This is a genomic window from Paenibacillus rhizovicinus, from assembly GCF_010365285.1.
Lineage (GTDB): Bacteria > Bacillota > Bacilli > Paenibacillales > Paenibacillaceae > Paenibacillus_Z > Paenibacillus_Z rhizovicinus.
Genome location: NZ_CP048286.1, coordinates 2374710 through 2391847 on the forward strand (window position 1 = coordinate 2374710; position 17138 = coordinate 2391847).

General features: G+C 60.1%; 15 protein-coding genes. 1 reads left to right on the top strand and 14 read right to left on the bottom strand.

Features of this window, described 5'->3' with window-relative positions; translation table 11 throughout:
- Positions 1 to 99 precede the first annotated feature (99 nt).
- Together GZH47_RS10810 and GZH47_RS10815 are read right to left on the bottom strand one after the other, a co-directional pair.
- Complete coding sequence (locus GZH47_RS10810) at positions 100 to 1008, bottom strand: AraC family transcriptional regulator (RefSeq protein WP_162640105.1); 909 nt, start codon at positions 1006 to 1008, stop codon at positions 100 to 102.
- A gap of 297 nt (positions 1009 to 1305) precedes the next feature.
- On the bottom strand, positions 1306 to 1944 hold the full coding sequence (locus tag GZH47_RS10815; protein ID WP_162640106.1) for an HAD family hydrolase: 639 nt from the start codon (positions 1942 to 1944) through the stop codon (positions 1306 to 1308).
- A 123-nt stretch (positions 1945 to 2067) separates the two neighbouring features.
- Here GZH47_RS10815 and GZH47_RS10820 point away from each other — a divergent pair, with 123 nt between their 5' ends.
- Positions 2068 to 3039, top strand: a complete 972-nt coding sequence (locus GZH47_RS10820; protein WP_162640107.1) for a copper amine oxidase N-terminal domain-containing protein — start codon at positions 2068 to 2070, stop codon at positions 3037 to 3039.
- A 989-nt stretch (positions 3040 to 4028) separates the two neighbouring features.
- On the opposite strand, the gene mgrA is transcribed toward GZH47_RS10820, so the two are convergent.
- The 12 genes from mgrA to GZH47_RS10880 all read right to left on the bottom strand — a co-directional run bounded on the left by mgrA (position 4029) and on the right by GZH47_RS10880 (position 17117).
- Complete coding sequence (gene mgrA / locus GZH47_RS10825; protein ID WP_162640108.1) at positions 4029 to 5021, bottom strand: L-glyceraldehyde 3-phosphate reductase; 993 nt, start codon at positions 5019 to 5021, stop codon at positions 4029 to 4031.
- Between the two features lie 95 nt (positions 5022 to 5116).
- Positions 5117 to 5956, bottom strand: a complete 840-nt coding sequence (locus GZH47_RS10830; RefSeq protein WP_162640109.1) for an AraC family transcriptional regulator — start codon at positions 5954 to 5956, stop codon at positions 5117 to 5119.
- A 160-nt stretch (positions 5957 to 6116) separates the two neighbouring features.
- Positions 6117 to 6899, bottom strand: a complete 783-nt coding sequence (locus tag GZH47_RS10835; protein WP_162640110.1) for an SDR family NAD(P)-dependent oxidoreductase — start codon at positions 6897 to 6899, stop codon at positions 6117 to 6119.
- Positions 6896 to 7810 (bottom strand): sugar phosphate isomerase/epimerase family protein, encoded by a 915-nt coding sequence (locus tag GZH47_RS10840; RefSeq protein WP_225446440.1) that lies wholly within the window; start codon positions 7808 to 7810, stop codon positions 6896 to 6898. The genes GZH47_RS10835 and GZH47_RS10840 overlap by 4 nt, the downstream gene beginning before the upstream one ends.
- Positions 7797 to 8480 carry an orotidine 5'-phosphate decarboxylase / HUMPS family protein gene (locus GZH47_RS10845; protein WP_162640111.1) on the bottom strand — a complete coding sequence of 228 codons (684 nt, stop codon included), beginning with the start codon at positions 8478 to 8480 and terminating at the stop codon, positions 7797 to 7799. The genes GZH47_RS10840 and GZH47_RS10845 overlap by 14 nt, the downstream gene beginning before the upstream one ends.
- Positions 8481 to 8543: 63 nt before the next feature.
- Complete coding sequence (locus tag GZH47_RS10850) at positions 8544 to 9668, bottom strand: Gfo/Idh/MocA family protein (RefSeq protein ID WP_162640112.1); 1125 nt, start codon at positions 9666 to 9668, stop codon at positions 8544 to 8546.
- A 209-nt stretch (positions 9669 to 9877) separates the two neighbouring features.
- Positions 9878 to 11323 (bottom strand): bifunctional 2-methylcitrate dehydratase/aconitate hydratase, encoded by a 1446-nt coding sequence (locus GZH47_RS10855; RefSeq protein WP_162640113.1) that lies wholly within the window; start codon positions 11321 to 11323, stop codon positions 9878 to 9880.
- A gap of 22 nt (positions 11324 to 11345) precedes the next feature.
- On the bottom strand, positions 11346 to 12644 hold the full coding sequence (locus GZH47_RS10860; protein WP_162640114.1) for a citrate/2-methylcitrate synthase: 1299 nt from the start codon (positions 12642 to 12644) through the stop codon (positions 11346 to 11348).
- A gap of 3 nt (positions 12645 to 12647) precedes the next feature.
- Positions 12648 to 13712 (bottom strand): methylisocitrate lyase, encoded by a 1065-nt coding sequence (gene prpB, locus GZH47_RS10865; protein WP_162640115.1) that lies wholly within the window; start codon positions 13710 to 13712, stop codon positions 12648 to 12650.
- Between the two features lie 30 nt (positions 13713 to 13742).
- A complete protein-coding gene (locus tag GZH47_RS10870; protein WP_162640116.1) occupies positions 13743 to 15002 on the bottom strand; it encodes an acyl-CoA dehydrogenase family protein in 1260 nt (419 codons plus the stop codon).
- Between the two features lie 7 nt (positions 15003 to 15009).
- Entirely contained in the window at positions 15010 to 15876 is an 867-nt protein-coding gene (locus tag GZH47_RS10875) for a 3-hydroxybutyryl-CoA dehydrogenase (protein WP_162640117.1), read from the bottom strand.
- A gap of 35 nt (positions 15877 to 15911) precedes the next feature.
- Entirely contained in the window at positions 15912 to 17117 is a 1206-nt protein-coding gene (locus GZH47_RS10880; protein WP_162640118.1) for an acetyl-CoA C-acetyltransferase, read from the bottom strand.
- Between the last annotated feature and the right edge of the window lie 21 nt (positions 17118 to 17138).

The following is a 17138-nucleotide window of genomic DNA, read 5'->3' on the forward strand; positions in this document are numbered from 1 at the left end:
TCTAAGGAAATCTTACCCGAATCGGGATAGGCTGTATTTAACCGTTCATGCTGTATTGTTGTACCATTGTTTAGGTCATTGGCGTGCAAAAGGGAGTGTTCACTCCTTGCAATTCAACCGAATGTACTCGGTCGGCGACAAGCCGACGGCCTTCTTGAAGGCGCGGCTGAACGAATGGATGGACTGATACTGCATGGTCGCGGCGATTTCCGTAATGCTGAGCGTCTTGGATTTCATCAGCTCGAGCATCTTCTGCAGCCGTTTCTGCGAGTAGAAGTTGCGCAGGCTGATGCCCGTCTCTTCGGTGAACAGATGCGACAGATACGAATAGCTGTACCCGAGCACGCGGGATACCTCCGCCAAGTCCTGCATCGTCAGCATGTTGTTGTCGATGTAGCTGATCGCGTTGTAGACGATTTCTTTCGCCCCGCCGCTGCCGCTGCTCTGATCGTAGTGGTACGTGCTGTCCCAATCGTCGAAGAAGTTGCGGTACATGAGCACGATCAGCTGGTTCAAATACATTTGCGTCATCATCTGCGAATAGTGCGACATGTTGCGGAATTCCTTCAGCGCGCTTAGAAACGTGTGCTGCATGTCCAAGCGGTCCTTCGTCAGCGGATTCTCCCGCTTGTCCATCATTTTCTGAATGTGGATGAACGGGGTCTCATAGTTCTCGCGGTACTCGTCGTCCGGCTGCAGGTTGAAGAGGAAGCCCACGTAGAAATACCGGAACGGTTCCTTGTCGTCGGCGCCTCCCGTATGCACCTCGCCGGGGATGTTGATGTACAAGTCCCCCGCTTCCACCTCGCTGCGCACGCCGTTGGTCGAGAACCAACCTCTCCCCGACATGACGTAGGTGATCTCGTAGCAGAGCTGCGTATGTTCTTGCAGCACATACCCGGAATCGCAGCTCAGATCGCCGATCTGGTACAGGGTGAACAGCTCGTATTGCTTCGGGTCCAAGAAGTACAGATTGTCGAAGTGAAATCTTTTGCGGTCATGCGCCAAAATAAAACCTCCTAGGCAAGGGATGAATGGGATTCCCTAGAGTGATGAACCGGACTGACGTGGGAGCTCATTCTCTGCTGCAGATGCTTCATTCGGGGGCTTGGCCCTCTGAATACTTCATTAAAACACAAAATCCCCAAGATCGGACACTATTTTCCAAGTGTCTTCTAGGGGACGCGAAGTCGGGGCCGGAAGTTGCACGGATTGTAACGTTGATTCAAATACCGGAAGCTTCGTTCAGGATGGCTGTAATTTCCGTCAGATTCGAAAGTTGAATATCTTCGCCATAGTCCTTATTCATTGCTTCTCTATTGATAAGGATCGATAGGGCTCCAGCGTTTTTCGCTGCTTCAATGTCTTTTCCTCGTTTCCGACGAAAGCGATATGTTGAACCTGAACCCCGAAATGCTCTGCGATGATCTCAATGCCTCTTTTATTGGGTTTACGGAAACCGCAGTCAATGGAGGATAAGAAATAATCGATTTTATCCTTGAATGTGCGTATATCCTGAATAATGATCTCTGTTGGCATACCAGTGGGTACATCCGTCAAAATCCCGATTTTGTAACCATTCGCCTTAAGCTCATTTATAACTGGTACGGTTTCCGGATAGACCATCACGTTCTGTTGGAAGAACGCAAAAAAAACCGCGATTGCCGTATCAAACCTATTTTCGGCTAGGTTCCATCCATCAAAAACATCAGAAAATATAGCTGCAGGCGTATACTCCATCTCTCTTGGATACAGTCGCGGATTGTATTTCTTCAATGTTTCTGTCGCTGCGTTAATTTGTTCCTCCGACACGTTTAAAGTTAATTGATCGGATACATATTTGAACGCTTGATGATAATAATCACCCCAATAGTGAGGAAAACCTTCGTAATCGATTAACGTTCCGCCTAGATCGAAAATTATAGCTTCAATTTTAGTTTTCAACGGCCTGCCTCCCCGATTTTTAAAAAAAAGAGTTTCCTCGCATACCGACATGTAACATTTTCCACTGAGACTCAGTCTCTATAAGTATACTTGTATTACTCGATGCAGGATGGTGAGATTATCATGAAAATAAAAAGATCACTACTAGCATTGTCCGCCCTATTAAGCTCCTCTTTGGCCGTTCACTCGCCGGTCGAAGCAGCCCCATCGACGATTAAGATTGTAGGATTGAACGGGCCTATCACAGCGGATGTTGCGCCTTACGTCGTAAACGGGACGACACTAGTTCCGCTAAATGTAATTGGAAAGCTCGGACTTTCTCGTTTAACTACCCAATGGGACAATAAGCAGAAGATTGCTACCATCCTTTACGGGACCGATAAGATTACCTTGCGAGTAAATGAGGAGTTTGGCTGGAAGGGCACGGAAAAGATTCAATTAACTGTTCCCTCCCTTATTAAACAGGGTCGTGTCATGGTGCCTTTGCGGTTTATCGGGGAGTCCGTCGGCGTGCAAGTCAGTTGGTCCGCAGCTGCGAATACCATTACGATCGGCACGGTTACCCAAACGGCAAACCAAGAATTAACAACGGACCGGACGAAGGCGCTTAAACTTCCAAGAGTCGATTTAGATATAGACGCCCTTGAATATGGCGGTTCCCTCATGACGCAAATCTTTTATTTTCCGGTAGGGAAAGCTGATCGATTTTTAGTGTCGGAAGGAGATGTCATTTTCTATTATAAGATCCAAGATGGCAAAGCAATCATGATTTGGGGGGCCAATTTATCTGCAGAAAATGATCATTATAAAGGCCTTCCCTTTATCTCTAAAAAAATAGCGAAGGAAATCGGAGAACGGCCGCAATTTAACGGAGCATTCGCGTATTTCAGCGTGGATCGAATCGACAATACGACGAGCGGGATCATAGATGCAACCGGGAAATTAGATAACGTTCATCATGGCGATAGTTCGAAAGGATTAATCGTTGATATTCCGGAGGAAAACAAATACAGGTGGATAGGCGCAGCTTCAAAATCAGTACTTGATGATCGGTTTCGCTGCAATGCCGGAAAATGGTTATGCATCGCAATATGACACGCAAATTGGTGATCAGGAAGATACGTCGATTGGTGCTAACGAACCGTAGCGCGCTTATTTGCTCGAAAATGAAGGGAGATTCTCTCTAACGAATCGTGGCGGCGTTATATCTCAGTAAACACGTGAAAAGGGGCGAAATTGCGGGCTTCTGCAAGCAATAGCGCTTGTACGATTCGTTAGAAAATCGAAACGGCCTATTCGGACCGAATAAGCATCCTACGATTCGTTAAATCTCGGCAGCTCGGCGCGGCACCGCACGGTGCGGCGCGGTTCAGCATAGCTCAGAGCGGTGCGGTGCGGCTCGGCTCGGCTCAGCTCGTCTTCGCACAGCACAGCTCGCTCGGCATGACGCGACTCAGCTCGGCTTGGTGCGGCTCGACGCAGTAGCGCACAGCGCGGCACAGCTCAGCTTTGTGCGACGCAGATCAGCTCGGCGCAGCACCGCACTACTCGGCTCGACTTGACGCTCGGCGCAGCACCGCACAGTTCGTCGCAGCTCTCCTCTGCTCGGTGCGGTGCATCTCGGCTCCGCACGACGCAGATCAGCTCGGCTCAGCTCCGCACTACTCGGCTCGACTTGACGCTCGGCGCAGCACCGCACAGTTCGTCGCAGCTCTCCTCTGCTCGGTGCGGTGCATCTCGGCTCCGCACGACGCAGATCAGCTCGGCTCAGCTCCGCACTACTCGGCTCGACTTGACGCTCGGCGCAGCACCGCACAGTTCGTCGCAGGTCTGCTCTGCTCGGTGCGGTGCATCTCGGCTCCGCACGACGCGGCTCAGCTCTGCCGTACCGCGGCGCTCGGCTCGACGCGGCGCTCAGCTCGGCGCAGCACCGCACATCTCGGCTCAGCATCGCAAAGCTCGTCGCAGCTCGTCGCGGCGCGGCACGAGAGCTAAGCCCCCACCTGAATTACCGGCGCAGCCTATGCCTTCGCAAACTGAGAAAACGCAGCGCATCCGAAGATGCCCTGCGTTTTCCCACATCATTACCCCTTAATAATCGCATCGATCAAAGCCAGCTCTTCGCCCGTGAAATCAGGCACGGCCAGCGCGCCGACGGCGTCCTCGATCTGGCTGACCTTGCTCGCGCCGATGAGGGCGGACGTCACGCGGCCGCCGCGGAGCACCCAAGCGAGCGCCATCTGCGACAGCTTCTGGCCGCGGGAGTCCGCCAGCTCGTCCAGCTGGCGGACTTTGGCGATGACGTCCTCCGTGATGGCATTCTCGTTCAGGAAGACGGAAGGCCCTGCCGCGCGGGAATCCGCCGCGATGCCGTTCAGGTAACGGTCCGTCAGAATGCCCGCATGCAGCGGCGAGAAGGCGATGGAGCCGATGCCCTCTTCGTCCAGCACGTCGAGCAGGCCGTTCTCCACCCAGCGGTCGATCATGTTGTATTTCGGCTGGTGGATCAAGCAAGGCGTACCGAGCGATTTCAGAATCCGCGAAGCTTCGCGGGTCTGTTCCGCCGAGTAGTTGGAGAGGCCCACGTAAAGCGCTTTGCCCTGGCGGACGATGAGATCCAGCGCGCTCATCGTTTCTTCCAGCGGCGTGTTCGGATCCGGACGGTGATGGTAGAAAATATCGACGTAATCGAGGCCCATCCGCTTCAAGCTCTGGTTAAGGCTCGCGACGAGGTTCTTCTTGGAGCCCCATTCGCCGTACGGCCCCGGCCACATGTAATAGCCCGCTTTCGTCGAGATGATCAGCTCGTCCCGGTAAGGCGCGAGATCCTGCTTCAGCAGCGTGCCGAAATTTTCTTCGGCCGATCCAGGCGGCGGCCCGTAGTTGTTCGCGAGATCGAAATGGGTAATGCCCAGATCGAACGCCCTTCTCGCCATCGCGCGCTGGTTCTCCAGCACGTTGATGCCGCCGAAGTTATGCCACAGCCCGAGCGAAATCGCCGGCAGCCGCAGTCCGCTCCGTCCCGAGCGGTTATATGTCATTTTGTCATATCGATCTTGTTCAGCCTTGTAAGTCATTCCTGCATCCTCCTTATTGATCCACAACTGAATAACAACACCTATATTAATGGACGAATGAGGACGAGCCAATGTTAGCAAGGCTGATAATTATGTTATAAAGTCTGTTTCAGATCGTTCGGCATGAATTGTTTCGGCGAGACGCCCTTCACTTTCTTGAACATTTTCGAGAACAGCAGCGCGTCCTGGTAGCCGACGGAACGAGCCACCTCGCCGACGGTATACGCCCCGCTTCCGAGCAGGTCGCACGCCTTGTCCATCCGGTAATGCAGCAGATACTGCTGCGGCGGCATCCCCAGCGCTTCCTTGAACAGGACGGAAAAGTATTTCCGATCCAAGCCGATATGCGAAGCGAGCTGGCCGACGGAAATATTTTCGCAGAAGTGGGTATGGATGAACGTCATGCTGCGGTGCACGTAGCCGTCCTGCTTGCGGGAAGGGAGCGCGGCCGCCGACGCCGGGGCCGCTTCCGTCAAGGCGAACATGAACTCGTACAGCAGCGCCGTGAGCCGCAAGTCCGCAGCCCCGCCATGGGACAGCGCTTCGGTCAGCGAATCGCAGAACCCCGGCATCGTCCTCAGATCCATCGGAAACACCGGATTGTCCGCCGCCAAGCTCGTCCCTGCCAGAATATCGCGCACCTGCGCGCCTTGAAACGCGATCCACGAATACGTCCACGGCACCTCGCCGTCCGCTTCGTAATGCATCACGACATGCGGATAAATGATGAACGCCTCGCCCGCCGACAGCCGGAATGACCGGTCGCCTACCGTTAATTTCCCGAACCCGTCATGGATAAAATGAACCTTCCAGCATTCCCGGATGCCCGGTCCGACGGAATGCCCGGGCGCGCAGCGTTCGTTGCCCCAGTACAGCAGCTGCAAATCCCGATCGGCGTTGCCGGGCCGGTCGGGGTTGAAGATGGAATGCCCCATGCCAATGCCAGCCTCCTCTTGTTCGCGACTCTATCTGCTAGCATCATAGCATAGACGGGACGGGGAAATCTGTGTCATAAAAAGGCAGCGCGGGAGTCCGATCGACTCCGGCGCTGCCTTTTTGGTTGCTGCCTGTTCATTGCTGCTGGCTATCTTCTTATCACCACAACCGATGCCCGCCCGTAATCGCGAGTTCCGTCCCCGTTACTTGAGAGGACTCGTCGCTGAGCAAGTAGACGGCGCCGAACGCGATGTCTTCTTCCGTCTGCAGCCTGCCGCTCGGCACGATCGACGCGCCCATCGCGGCAAGCTCATCTTTGCCGATGCCCATCTTCCGGTGCAGCTCGACTTCGCCGTCCGAGGCGACCCAGCCGACCGTTATCCAGTTCGACCGGATCCGCTGGCCCCCGAAGTGCGCCGCGATATGCTTGCTCAGCGTAAGCGACGCGCCTTTGGAAATGGAATACGCCGCGAGGTCCGGCTGGCCCACGTACGCATTGGTCGAGCCGATCTGAACGATCGATCCGCCTCCCGTCTCGATCATCGCGGCGACCGCGTACTGCGAACAATAGAAGGCGCCCTTCACGTTCACGTCGAAGACGGAATCGAACAGCTCTTCCGGGGTGTTCAGCAAATCCCCGCGCGGGAAGATGCCCGCATTGTTCACCAGCCCGTCGATGCGTCCGAAGCGTTCTGCTGCCGCGGCCATCAATGCCCGGCAATCGTCCACTTTAGTGACGTCGGTCCGGACATAGAGCGCCTCCGATCCCGTCTGCTGCTCGATATCGCGTACGGCAGCCTCCCCTTCTTGCTCATTCGGTCCGGCCAGCACGACGTTAGCGCCCTGTAACGCGCATTTCAGCGCGATGCCTTTTCCGATGCCGCGGGCGCCTCCCGTGATGACGATCGTTTTGCCCGCAAGCCGTGTTCCCGTTCGATTCATCGCTTCGCTCCCCATTCCGCTAGTTTGGCTTTCAGGAATACGGCGGATTGCCGCATTTCGTCCAGCCCGTTAACGCCGTCTTCGATCGAGATCCATCTATGGAAGCCGATATCGCGCAGATGCGAGAAAATCGCGTCATAATCGTTCAGCCCCTTGCCGATCACGCCGTGCGCGAGCGCTTCCGAATAGCCTTGCAGCGAATACGCCCGCAAGTCTTCAAGCGTATAGCCCGGCTTCAAATACCGGTCGCTAGCGTGCATCGTCACGATGCGCTCCTTCACTTGCTCCATCACGACCAGCGGATCCTCGCCCGCCAGCAGCGCGTTCGACGGGTCGAAATTGACGCCGAACCAAGGGGAATCGATCTCCGATACGATAGCCAGGAAGATCGCCGAGGACTGCGCGAATTCCGGATACACCCAATAGCCGTCCTTATAGTGATTTTCCATCACCAAGTGAACCCTCTTCGCTTCGGCGTATGGCAGCAGGCGCCGGATACATGCCACCGTCCAAGCAATGCCCTCTTCACGGGATATGCCGGGACGATTCTGGCCGGACAGCACGCGAACGCTTCGGAACTCCTCCGGTCCGAGCAGCGCCATCACGTCGATCATCGCTTTCATCCGCTCGATTTCGCTCTCCCGCGCCATCTCGTCCGGTTGGACGAAATCCGGCGAAGAACACATCATCGGGATGGCCAGGCGATGCTTGTCGGCGGCTGCTTTCACGCGGTTCAAATACGCTTCGTCCTGCTGCTTCAGAAAAGTCGGATACAGCTCGATGCCGTCCACCCCGAGCGTGCCAGCCAGCTCGATCCACTCGAAGATCGTCATCGTGCCGTTCGTCAATTCATCCATGTACCCTTTCGGGAAGACGGCGACTCTCGCATCGCGCAGCTCAGGCTTGGACACTGTTTTTCACCCTCGCGACCAGATTTTCCAGCACCGCCTTGAGCTCGCCGCGATCCGTGCTGGGGCGGAATTCCTTGCGGTCGATGACGAGCGGGGCGCCTACGACGACCAGCGGCGCGCCAAGCTTCGGCATCTCGGCCGCCTGCTCGATCGATAGACCGCCGACTGCCTGAACCGGGATCGACACCGCGCTCACAACCGCTTTCAAGTGGTCGTACGGACTGCGGGCAGGATCTTCTCCCCGTTCGTCGAACGAGGTGTGCACAAGGATGTAATCCACGCCGCTCTGCTCCAGAAATTGCGCGCATGCGACCGGATCCGGAGCAGCCATGATATCGCCCATGACCTTGATCCCGTAATCGCGCGCCGCGCGCACGACGGCGCGAATCGTTGCCGGATGGGCGACGCCCATCACCACGACATGCGTTGCGCCGGCCTTGGCCATCATTTCCGCCTCCAGGTAGCCGCCGTCCATCGTTTTCAAATCCGCGACGATCGGATGGTTCGGGAAAGCCTTGCGCAAAGCGACAACCGCATGAAGACCTTCCCCGAGCAGCAGCGGCGTACCCGCTTCGATCCAGTCTACCCCTGCGTCCACGGCGACCTCCGCCATCTCGAGCGCTTCCTCTATCGTCGTCAAGTCCAGCGAAATTTGCACGATCGGTTCCATCTTGGCCTCATCTCCCGTCCGAATTTTCGATTCGCTTCTTCCGGTCCCAGCTCCGCTTCCCTCTTACTGAACCTTCACTTTCCTGCCCGTTTCGGATGACGCCATAATGGCATCGATGACCTGTTGAACGCGATCCCCCGCGATGAAATCGGGCAATTCGACCTTCGGCGATTGATCGCCGCGGGCCCGCAAAATCGCGTCCGCCCACCGCCAGGCTTCATTGTCGGGCGAATTCCGGTACGTCCGGAAGCGATCCTCCGAAGGCGTCTCGGCATAGTCGATCGGCAGCAGGCCGGGCAGCTCGATCGTCTCCCAATCGCGCCCCGGACCGCCGAACTGCAGCTGTCCGCCATAGCCGCAGCTAATAAGCTTCAAACTGCCCTCCGCGCCTTGAATTTCGATCGCCAGCGTTTGCAAATTATTGCCCTGCGGCTTGACCCAGCTTGTCTGATAAGCAACATGGCCGCCGGATGCGAAATCGGCCAGGAACGCTATGGAATCGGCCGCCTGATCCGGATTTGAACGTTCGGCGAAATCCACGCTCCGTCCGGATTCCAAACACCGTGCAGAGCCTTGAACGGCTCTGATGGCATCGTTCAAAATATATTGCGACAGATCGATGATATGCGAACCGAGATCCTGCAGCACGCCTCCGGAACCGCCCGCTTGGACGGAACCGCGCCATCCCGGCGGTCCCGATAATCCGTAGTCCCCGGAATATTCGAAGCGTCCTTCGAGCAGTTGGCCGATCCGGCCGTCCGCTACGGCTTGACGCATGTATTGCACCGCAGGATGCTGCCGGATCGAGAAGTTGACCCCGTGAATAATGCCGGCCTGTTCCGCCGCGTTCCTCATCGCTGTCGTCTGCCCGCCGTCCATGCCGAGCGGTTTCTCGCACAGCACGTGCAGCCCCCGTTCAATGGCGGCCATGGTCAGCGGATAATGCAGATCGTTCGGCGTTACGATGCAGACGCCGTCAAGTCCGGCCTCGTCCATCATCGCTTCGGCCGAACGATATACGCCGGCAATGCCGTATTTGTCCGCAAGCGCCTGGGCGTTCGCTCCGTTCTTGCTGCAAATCGCCGCCACCTCGACGCCGGGATGCCGCGTCAGTACGGGCAAAAACCACAAATCCGTGAACCAGCTGGCTCCGATGAGTCCAATTCGAATCCGATTATCGCTATTCATCTCGATCTCCTCCAATTGCAAAAGGTCCGAGCCGAGGATTAAGCCCCTCGGCTGCAAACTTTTCTGAAATGTTCGTACAAAACTTTCGATGTCAGGCTCCGTTTTCCTTCAACGGACGAATTAAAAAAAGGCGGAGCATGCGAGCGCCGCCTCCGCCTTCGTGCCTTTGCATGACCGTCGCGTCTCCTGAAATCATCGCGTCCGGACCGCTAATTCGCCAGCAAATCCATGAACCGGTGAACCGCCATGCTTTCCAGCTCCTGCGGATTGCCGCACAGCTCGACGAGGCGCCGGACCCGCTCGTCGCTATAATGCGTCGCCAGATTGGCCTCGAATTTCCGCTGCAGCAGCGGGATGCCTTCGGCTCGCCTGCGTTTGTGGCCGACCGGATACTCCGTGACCTCCTGTTCCGTCATGCCGCCGTCGCGGAAGAAGATCTGCACCGCGTTCGCGATCGAACGCTTCTCGGGATCGAGATAGTCGCGGGAGAACTGGGCGTTCTCCGTCACCTTCATCAGTCCGCGCAGCTTGTCGATACGGGGGTCCGCCGCCGCTTCGTCTTCGTAATGATCCGCCGTCAGGCGGCCATGCAGCAAGCCGACGGCCGTCATGTATTGGAGACAGTGATCGCGGTCGGCGGGATTGTGCAGCGGTCCAGTCTTGTCGATGATCCGAATGGCGGACTCGTGCGTCGCGATGACGATCCGCGCGACGTCATCCAGCCGGCTGGCGACCAGCGGATGGAGCCGAATGGCGCTTTCCACCGCGGTTTGGGCATGGAACTCGGCGGGATACGCGATCTTGAACAGGACGTTCTCCATGACATAGGAGCCGAACGGACGCTCCTGCGTAATGGGGCGGCCTTGGAACAGCGCGTCGCTGAAGCCCCAGCCCTTGGCCGTGACCGCGGACGGATAGCCCATCTCGCCGCGCAGCGTCAGGAACGCCAGCTGCAGGGCGCGGCCCGCGGCATCGCCGGCCGCCCAGGATTTGCGCGAGCCCGTATTCGGCGCGTGGCGGTACACGCGCAGCGGATGGCCATCGAGCCAAGCGTGCGAGAGCGCGCTGACGATGTCGTCCTTCGTGCCGCCGAGCAAGCCGGTGGCGACGGCGGCCGAGGCGACTTTGACGAGAATGACATGGTCCAGCCCGACGCGGTTGAAGCTGTTGCCCAGCGCCAGCACGCCTTGGATCTCATGCGCTTTGATCATGGCCGTCAACACGTCGCGCATGGTGAGCGGCGGTTTGCCAGCCGCGTCGTTGCGTCTGCTGACATAGTCGGCGGCGGACAGAATCGCCCCGAGATTGTCGGACGGATGTCCCCACTCCGCCGCCAGCCACGTGTCGTTGAAATCCAGCCAGCGAATCATGCACCCGATGTTGAAGGCCGCCGTTACGGGGTCGAGCTCATACGACGTGCCTGGAATCCGGACGCCGCCGGGCAGATCCGCGCCGGGTACGACGGGACCGAGCAGCTTCGTGCAGGCCGGGTATTTCAAAGCCAGAATACCGCATCCGAGCGTATCCATCAGACAGTAGCGCGCCGTCTCGTATGCCGTCTCGCTGCGGATACGGAAGTTCGCCGCGTAATCGGCAATGTCGATGAGCAATTGATCAGGCTCCGGCCTTACGTTCGGTTCTTGGACTTGCGACATGCCTCATCACCTCGCTTTCGTTCTAGCGCCGCGCATGCAGCTCCAGCCACGGCAGATTATCAGGTCCATCGTAGGCGGCCGTCGGCCGGATGATCCGGTTGTTCCTTCGCTGTTCCATGATGTGCGCCGTCCACCCCGCCAGCCGCGCGATAACGAAGATCGGCGTGAACATCGCGGTCGGAATGCCCATGAAATGATAAGCGGTCGCGCTGTAGAAATCGAGATTCGGGAAGAGCCCCTTCTCCTCCCGCATCACGCGCTCGACGGCTTCGGAAACCGGGTAGAGATGGCCGTCCTCCGACCAGAAGGAAAGCGTCTCGGACCATTTCTTAATAATGTCGGAGCGCGGATCGGAAACGCTGTACACCCGATGGCCGAAGCCCATGATGAGCTGCTTCTCCGCGAGTCTGGCGCGGGTGGCTTCTTCCGCTTCTTCCGGCGTCGTGAAGCGTTCGATCAGCTCCATGACGGCTTCGTTGGCGCCGCCGTGCAAATTGCCGCGCAGCGTGCCGATGCCCGTAACGATGCAAGAGTAGAAGTTCGACAGCGTCGACGCCGTTACGCGGGCCGCGAAGGTCGAGGCATTGAACTCGTGCTCCGCGTACAGCGTGAGCGAAATGTCGAACACGCGCCGGGCGCGGATCGCCGCGTGCTTGCCGTGCAGCAGGTAGAGGAAATGGCCGGCGACGGTGTAATCCTCGTCGGCCGCGGGTTGCTGGGCGCTGGCCGCGGGACCGGTGGCCAGCGCGGGTTGCTGAGCGCTAGCCGCGGAGCTCGCCGCTGGCGCGTCTTCGTCGCCGCCCAGCGCTTCTGCTTCAGTCAAACCGTCGGCCGTATCGGCTTTGAACACCGCCTGCCGCGCGTCCGCGGACTTGACCGCGAGCGTCTCGCTCACGCGTTCGCCTCGGTGAAAATAATACCAATGCAGCAGCATCGGCCCTGTCAACGCAATGAGCCGATCCGCGAGATCGGCCGCCTGCCGCTGCGGCGATTCCGGCTCCAGCGTGCCGAGCGCGACGCAGCCGGCCTGCAGCACCTCCATCGGATGCGCGTCCGCCGGAAGCAGCTCCAGAATTCGCTTCAGCGTCTCCGGCAGCCGGCTTGCGGCATCGAGCTTGCGCCGGTAATCCGTCAGTTCGTCAACGTTCGGCAGCTTGCCGCGTATAAGCAGATACGCCGTCTCCTCGAAGCTGCCATGCTCCGCCAAATCTTCGATCCCGTAACCGCGATAGGTCAGCCCGCGTCCGTCTTTTCCCACTGTGCTGATCGCCGTTACGCCTGCTTCCACGCCTGCCAGCCCGCCGGGCTTCTTCACCGCCATCCTTCATCCCTCCTCCGGTTTCCTCCCCAGGTCGAACAGCGCATCCAGCTTGCGTTCGTAGGCGTAATAGTCCAGATACCCGTACAATTCTTCCCTCGTCTGCATCTGGCCGACGGCGTCCGCCTGCGTCCCTTTCTCGCGAATCGTCCGGTACACCCGCAGCGCCGCCGCGTTCATCGCCCGGAACGCCGACAGCGGGTACAGCGCCATGGCGACCCCGGCCGAGCCCAGTTCTTCCGCGGTCAGCAGCGGCGTGCGGCCAAACTCCGTGACGTTCGCAAGCACCGGCACCTTCACCTGCGACGTAAAAGCCCGATATGCCTCGAGATCGGTCGCCGCCTCCAGAAAAATCATGTCCGCTCCCGCTTCCACGTAAGCGAGCGCGCGCGTGACCGCGCCTTCCATTCCTTCCGACGCCAGCGCGTCCGTCCGGGCCATCAGCACGAAATCCGCGTCGTGCTTCGCATCCGCCGCGCTCGCGATCCGGTCGGCCATCTCGCTCTGCGATACGATGGCCTTGTTCGGCCGATGACCGCATCGCTTCGCGGCCGCCTGGTCCTCGATGTGGATGCCCGCGGCTCCCGCGCGGATCATCTCCCGCACCGTGCGGGCAATGTTGAACGCGGACCCGAAGCCCGTATCGGCGTCGACCAGGAGCGGCAGGCCGACCGCGCCAGTGATGCGGCGCACATCCTCCGTCACGTCGTTCAAGGTTGTAATGCCGAGGTCCGGCAGGCCGAAGGAAGCATTCGCCACCCCGGCGCCGGACAGGTACAGCGCGCGGAAGCCTGTCGCTTGCGCCAGCATTGCGGCGTACGCGTTGATCGCCCCCGCGATCTGCAGAGGTTGCTCCTGCAGCAGCGCTTCCCTGAATCGCCTGCCGGGCGAAGCGCTGCTTGCGCTGCGGACGGAGCTGCCGCCGCCAGCTCCTGCCTTTCCGATACCGTTGTCGGCTTCGATACCGCTGTCAGCTCCGATACTCCCTCCGCTGCCAATGCCGCGGCTATCATCGGCGCTGCCGTTCAAGTACGTCCCGTCACCATTCCCGTCTCCACTGCCGTCGTTCATCGCGCCCCTCCTTCCCGCTTCCAAACACCGCTACCCTTTCAGCAGCTCCCCCGAAATAACGATCCGGTGGATCTCGTTCGTCCCCTCGTAGATCTGCGTCACCTTCGCGTCGCGGAACAGCCGTTCCCCCGGATGCTCCTCCGTCAGCGCTTCCGGTCCGCACCACTGCAAGGCCCGCGTGGCGACGCGAACGGCGGTGTCGCTGGCGAACATTTTCGCCATGGACGCCTCCTTCGTGCAAGAACGCCCCCGCTGCAGCAGCTCCGCCGCGCGATAGACGAGCAGCGCCGCCGCCTCCGTCCCCGCGGCCAGATCCAGCAGCTCCGCCGCGGCTCTCGCACGCTGGCGCCGCGGCACCAGCGGCAGCTCGCGCTCCGCCAGCGCCAGCGCCGCCCGCGCGATGCCAAGCGCCTGCGCGCCGATGCCGATGCGGCCGCCGTTCAAGGCCGACTTCGCGATACGGAAGCCCTGGCCTTCCCCCCCGAGCCGCTGCGATGCCGGCACCCGCGCTTCCTCCAATATCAGCTCGCAGGTGTTCGAGCCTCGCAGCCCCATTTTCGTCTCCTTGCGGCCAACGGCGAAGCCCGGCGTATCGGCAGCGACCAAGAAAGCCGTAATGCCGCCGCTCCGAGCCTGCGCCCGCGCCGGCGATCCGCCCGATCCCCCAGTCCGTTTCGCTCCGGCATCGACGTCCGCCTTGCGCAGCTCCGCCTTTTCCGCGCCGCTGCCGCCGTCCTGCTCTTCACCCGTTTCCAACGACGACGCCTCCTCCTGCACAACGGCAAACAACACGTACTGGGCGGCTTCTCCGGCATTCGTGATAAACACCTTCGTCCCTGTCAGGAAGTAATCGTCGCCTCTTCGCACGGCGGCTGTCCGGATGGTCGATGCGTCGGAGCCGGCATGCGGTTCCGTCAGCGCAAAGGCGCCAAGCCAGGATCCGGAGGCCAGCAGCGGCAGGCAGCGGTTTCGCTGTTCCTCCGTGCCGTGATAGACGATGGGCAGCGTCCCGACCGACGTATGCACGGCCAGGATGACGCCGGCCGCCGCGCTGACCCGCGAGATTTCCTCGATCGCCAGCATGTAGGAAACCATATCGCAGCCGCTTCCGCCCCATGCGGTCGATATCGGCAGGCCGAGCAAGCCCTGACGTCCCATTTTCGCGACGAGCTCCCTTGGAAAAGCATCCGTTTCCTCCATTGCCTTCACCGCCTGCGCCACTTCGGTCTCGGCAAAACCACGCACCCGCTCCCGCAGCGCCTCCTGCTCCTCCGTAAACCGAAACTTCACCGGGAGATCAGCTCCCTTCCCCGTCTCCGTAGACGTAGAATCCCCGGCCGCTCTTGCGTCCGAGCCAGCCTGCATGCACATAGCTGCGAAGCAGGGGACAAGGCCGGTATTTGGAATCGCCGAAACCTTCGTGCAGCGTCTCCATAATGGCAAGGCAGGTATCGAGCCCGATCAGATCCGCCAGCGCGAGCGGCCCCATGGGGTGATTCATGCCGAGCTCCATGATGCCGTCGACCGTTTCCGCCGTCGCCACGCCCTCGTACACCGCATAAACCGCCTCATTGATCATCGGCATCAAGATCCGGTTGCTCACGAAGCCCGGAAAATCCCGCACCTCCAGCGCCGTCTTCCCCATCCGCCCCGCGAGCTCCGCCACTTCGTCGTACGTCTCGTCGCTCGTTCGCAGCCCCCGGATGATTTCCACCAGCTTCATGACCGGAACAGGGTTCATGAAATGCATGCCGATGACCCGCTCCGGCCGGGTCGTCGCCGCGGCCAGCTCCGTCAAGGAGAGCGAGGACGTGTTGCTTGCCAGAATCGTCCGGTCCCCGCAGATGCCGTCCAGCACGCCGAAAATCTTCTTCTTCACCGCCATGTTCTCCGTCGCCGCTTCGATCACCAGCTCCGCTTCGGCCGCCGCGCTCAGATTGCCGCAGGGCACGATGCGCGCGAACGCGGTCGCCGCCGCTTCGGGCGCCAGGCGTCCTTTGGCCGTGCCGGAAGCGAGCGCCTTGCCGATTGCATCAAGCGCTGCGGACACGCGGGCGTCGTCGGTGTCATGCAGCAGCACCCGGCAGCCCGCCAGCGCCGCGACCTGCGCGATGCCGCGCCCCATCTGCCCGGCTCCGACGACGGATACGTTCTGAATCGTCACAATGCCAGCTCCTTCCCTGAATATGGGTACCGGCGCTACCCTTCAACCCGAATCAGCACCGCATCCCCTTGCCCGCCGCCGCTGCAGACGGCGGCTATGCCCAGTCCGCCGCCGCGCCGCCGCAGCCCGTTCACCAGCGTGCCGACGATCCTCGCGCCGCTCGCCCCGACGGGATGCCCGAGCGCAATCGCGCCGCCATGCACGTTCACCTTATCGCTATCCCAGCCGAGCAGGCGGCCGCAGGCGAGCACGACTGCGGCAAACGCCTCGTTCAGCTCGATCCGGTCGACCGCATCGAGCTGCAGCCCCTGCCGCTGCAGCAGCTTCTGCACCGCCAGCGCCGGCGCGATCGGGTACAGGCGCGGCTCCAAGCTGACCGCCGCATGCCCGAGGATCGTCGCGAGCGGCGCGCAGCCTTCGCGTATCGCGCGAGCTTTCGAGGTGACGATAACCGCCGCCGCGCCGTCGTTCACGCCCGGCGCGTTGCCCGCCGTAATCGTGCCCGTCGTGCCAGCTGCCGCGAAGGCCGGCCGAAGCGCGGCGAGCTTCTTCAGACTCGTGTCCCCGCGCGGCGGTTCATCCGTTTCGACGGCGAACACGTGACTCGCGGCGGGCGGCGTTCCGTCCTCCAACGGAACCGGGACGATTTCCGCAGCGAAGATCCCCTGCAAAATCCCCTGCACCGCGCGCTCGTGGCTTCGCAGCGCCCACTCATCCTGCTCCGTGCGGGAAATGCCGTATTCGGCGGCGATACTGTCGGCATAATCGCCCATATGCCGGCCTTCGGTCGCGCAGCGAAGTCCATCGCGCTGCAGCAGATCCGTGGCGGTACCGTCACCCATGCGCTTTCCGAACCGGTAATCCCGCATGGCGTAGGGTACGTTGCTCATGCTTTCCATGCCGCCGGCCGCGATGATCTCCGCATCGCCCGCGGCAATGATCTGCGAGGCCAGCGTGATGCTCCGCATGCCGGAGGCGCACACCTTGTTCACCGTCTCTGCGGGCACCTCGGCATTGAACCCGGCGAACAACGCCGCTTGCCGCGCCGGGTTCTGTCCCGCACCTGCTTGGATCGCCATGCCCATGATGACTTCGTCCACCGACAATGGAGAAATCCCGCTCCGCCGCAGCGCGCCTTGAAGCGCAATGCCTCCGAGCTCCACCGCCGGCCGTCCCTTCAACACGCCGCCGAATTTGCCGAAAGGCGTTCGCGCGCCGCCGATAATAACCGTTTCAGCCAAGTCCTTTTTCCCTTCCCCGCC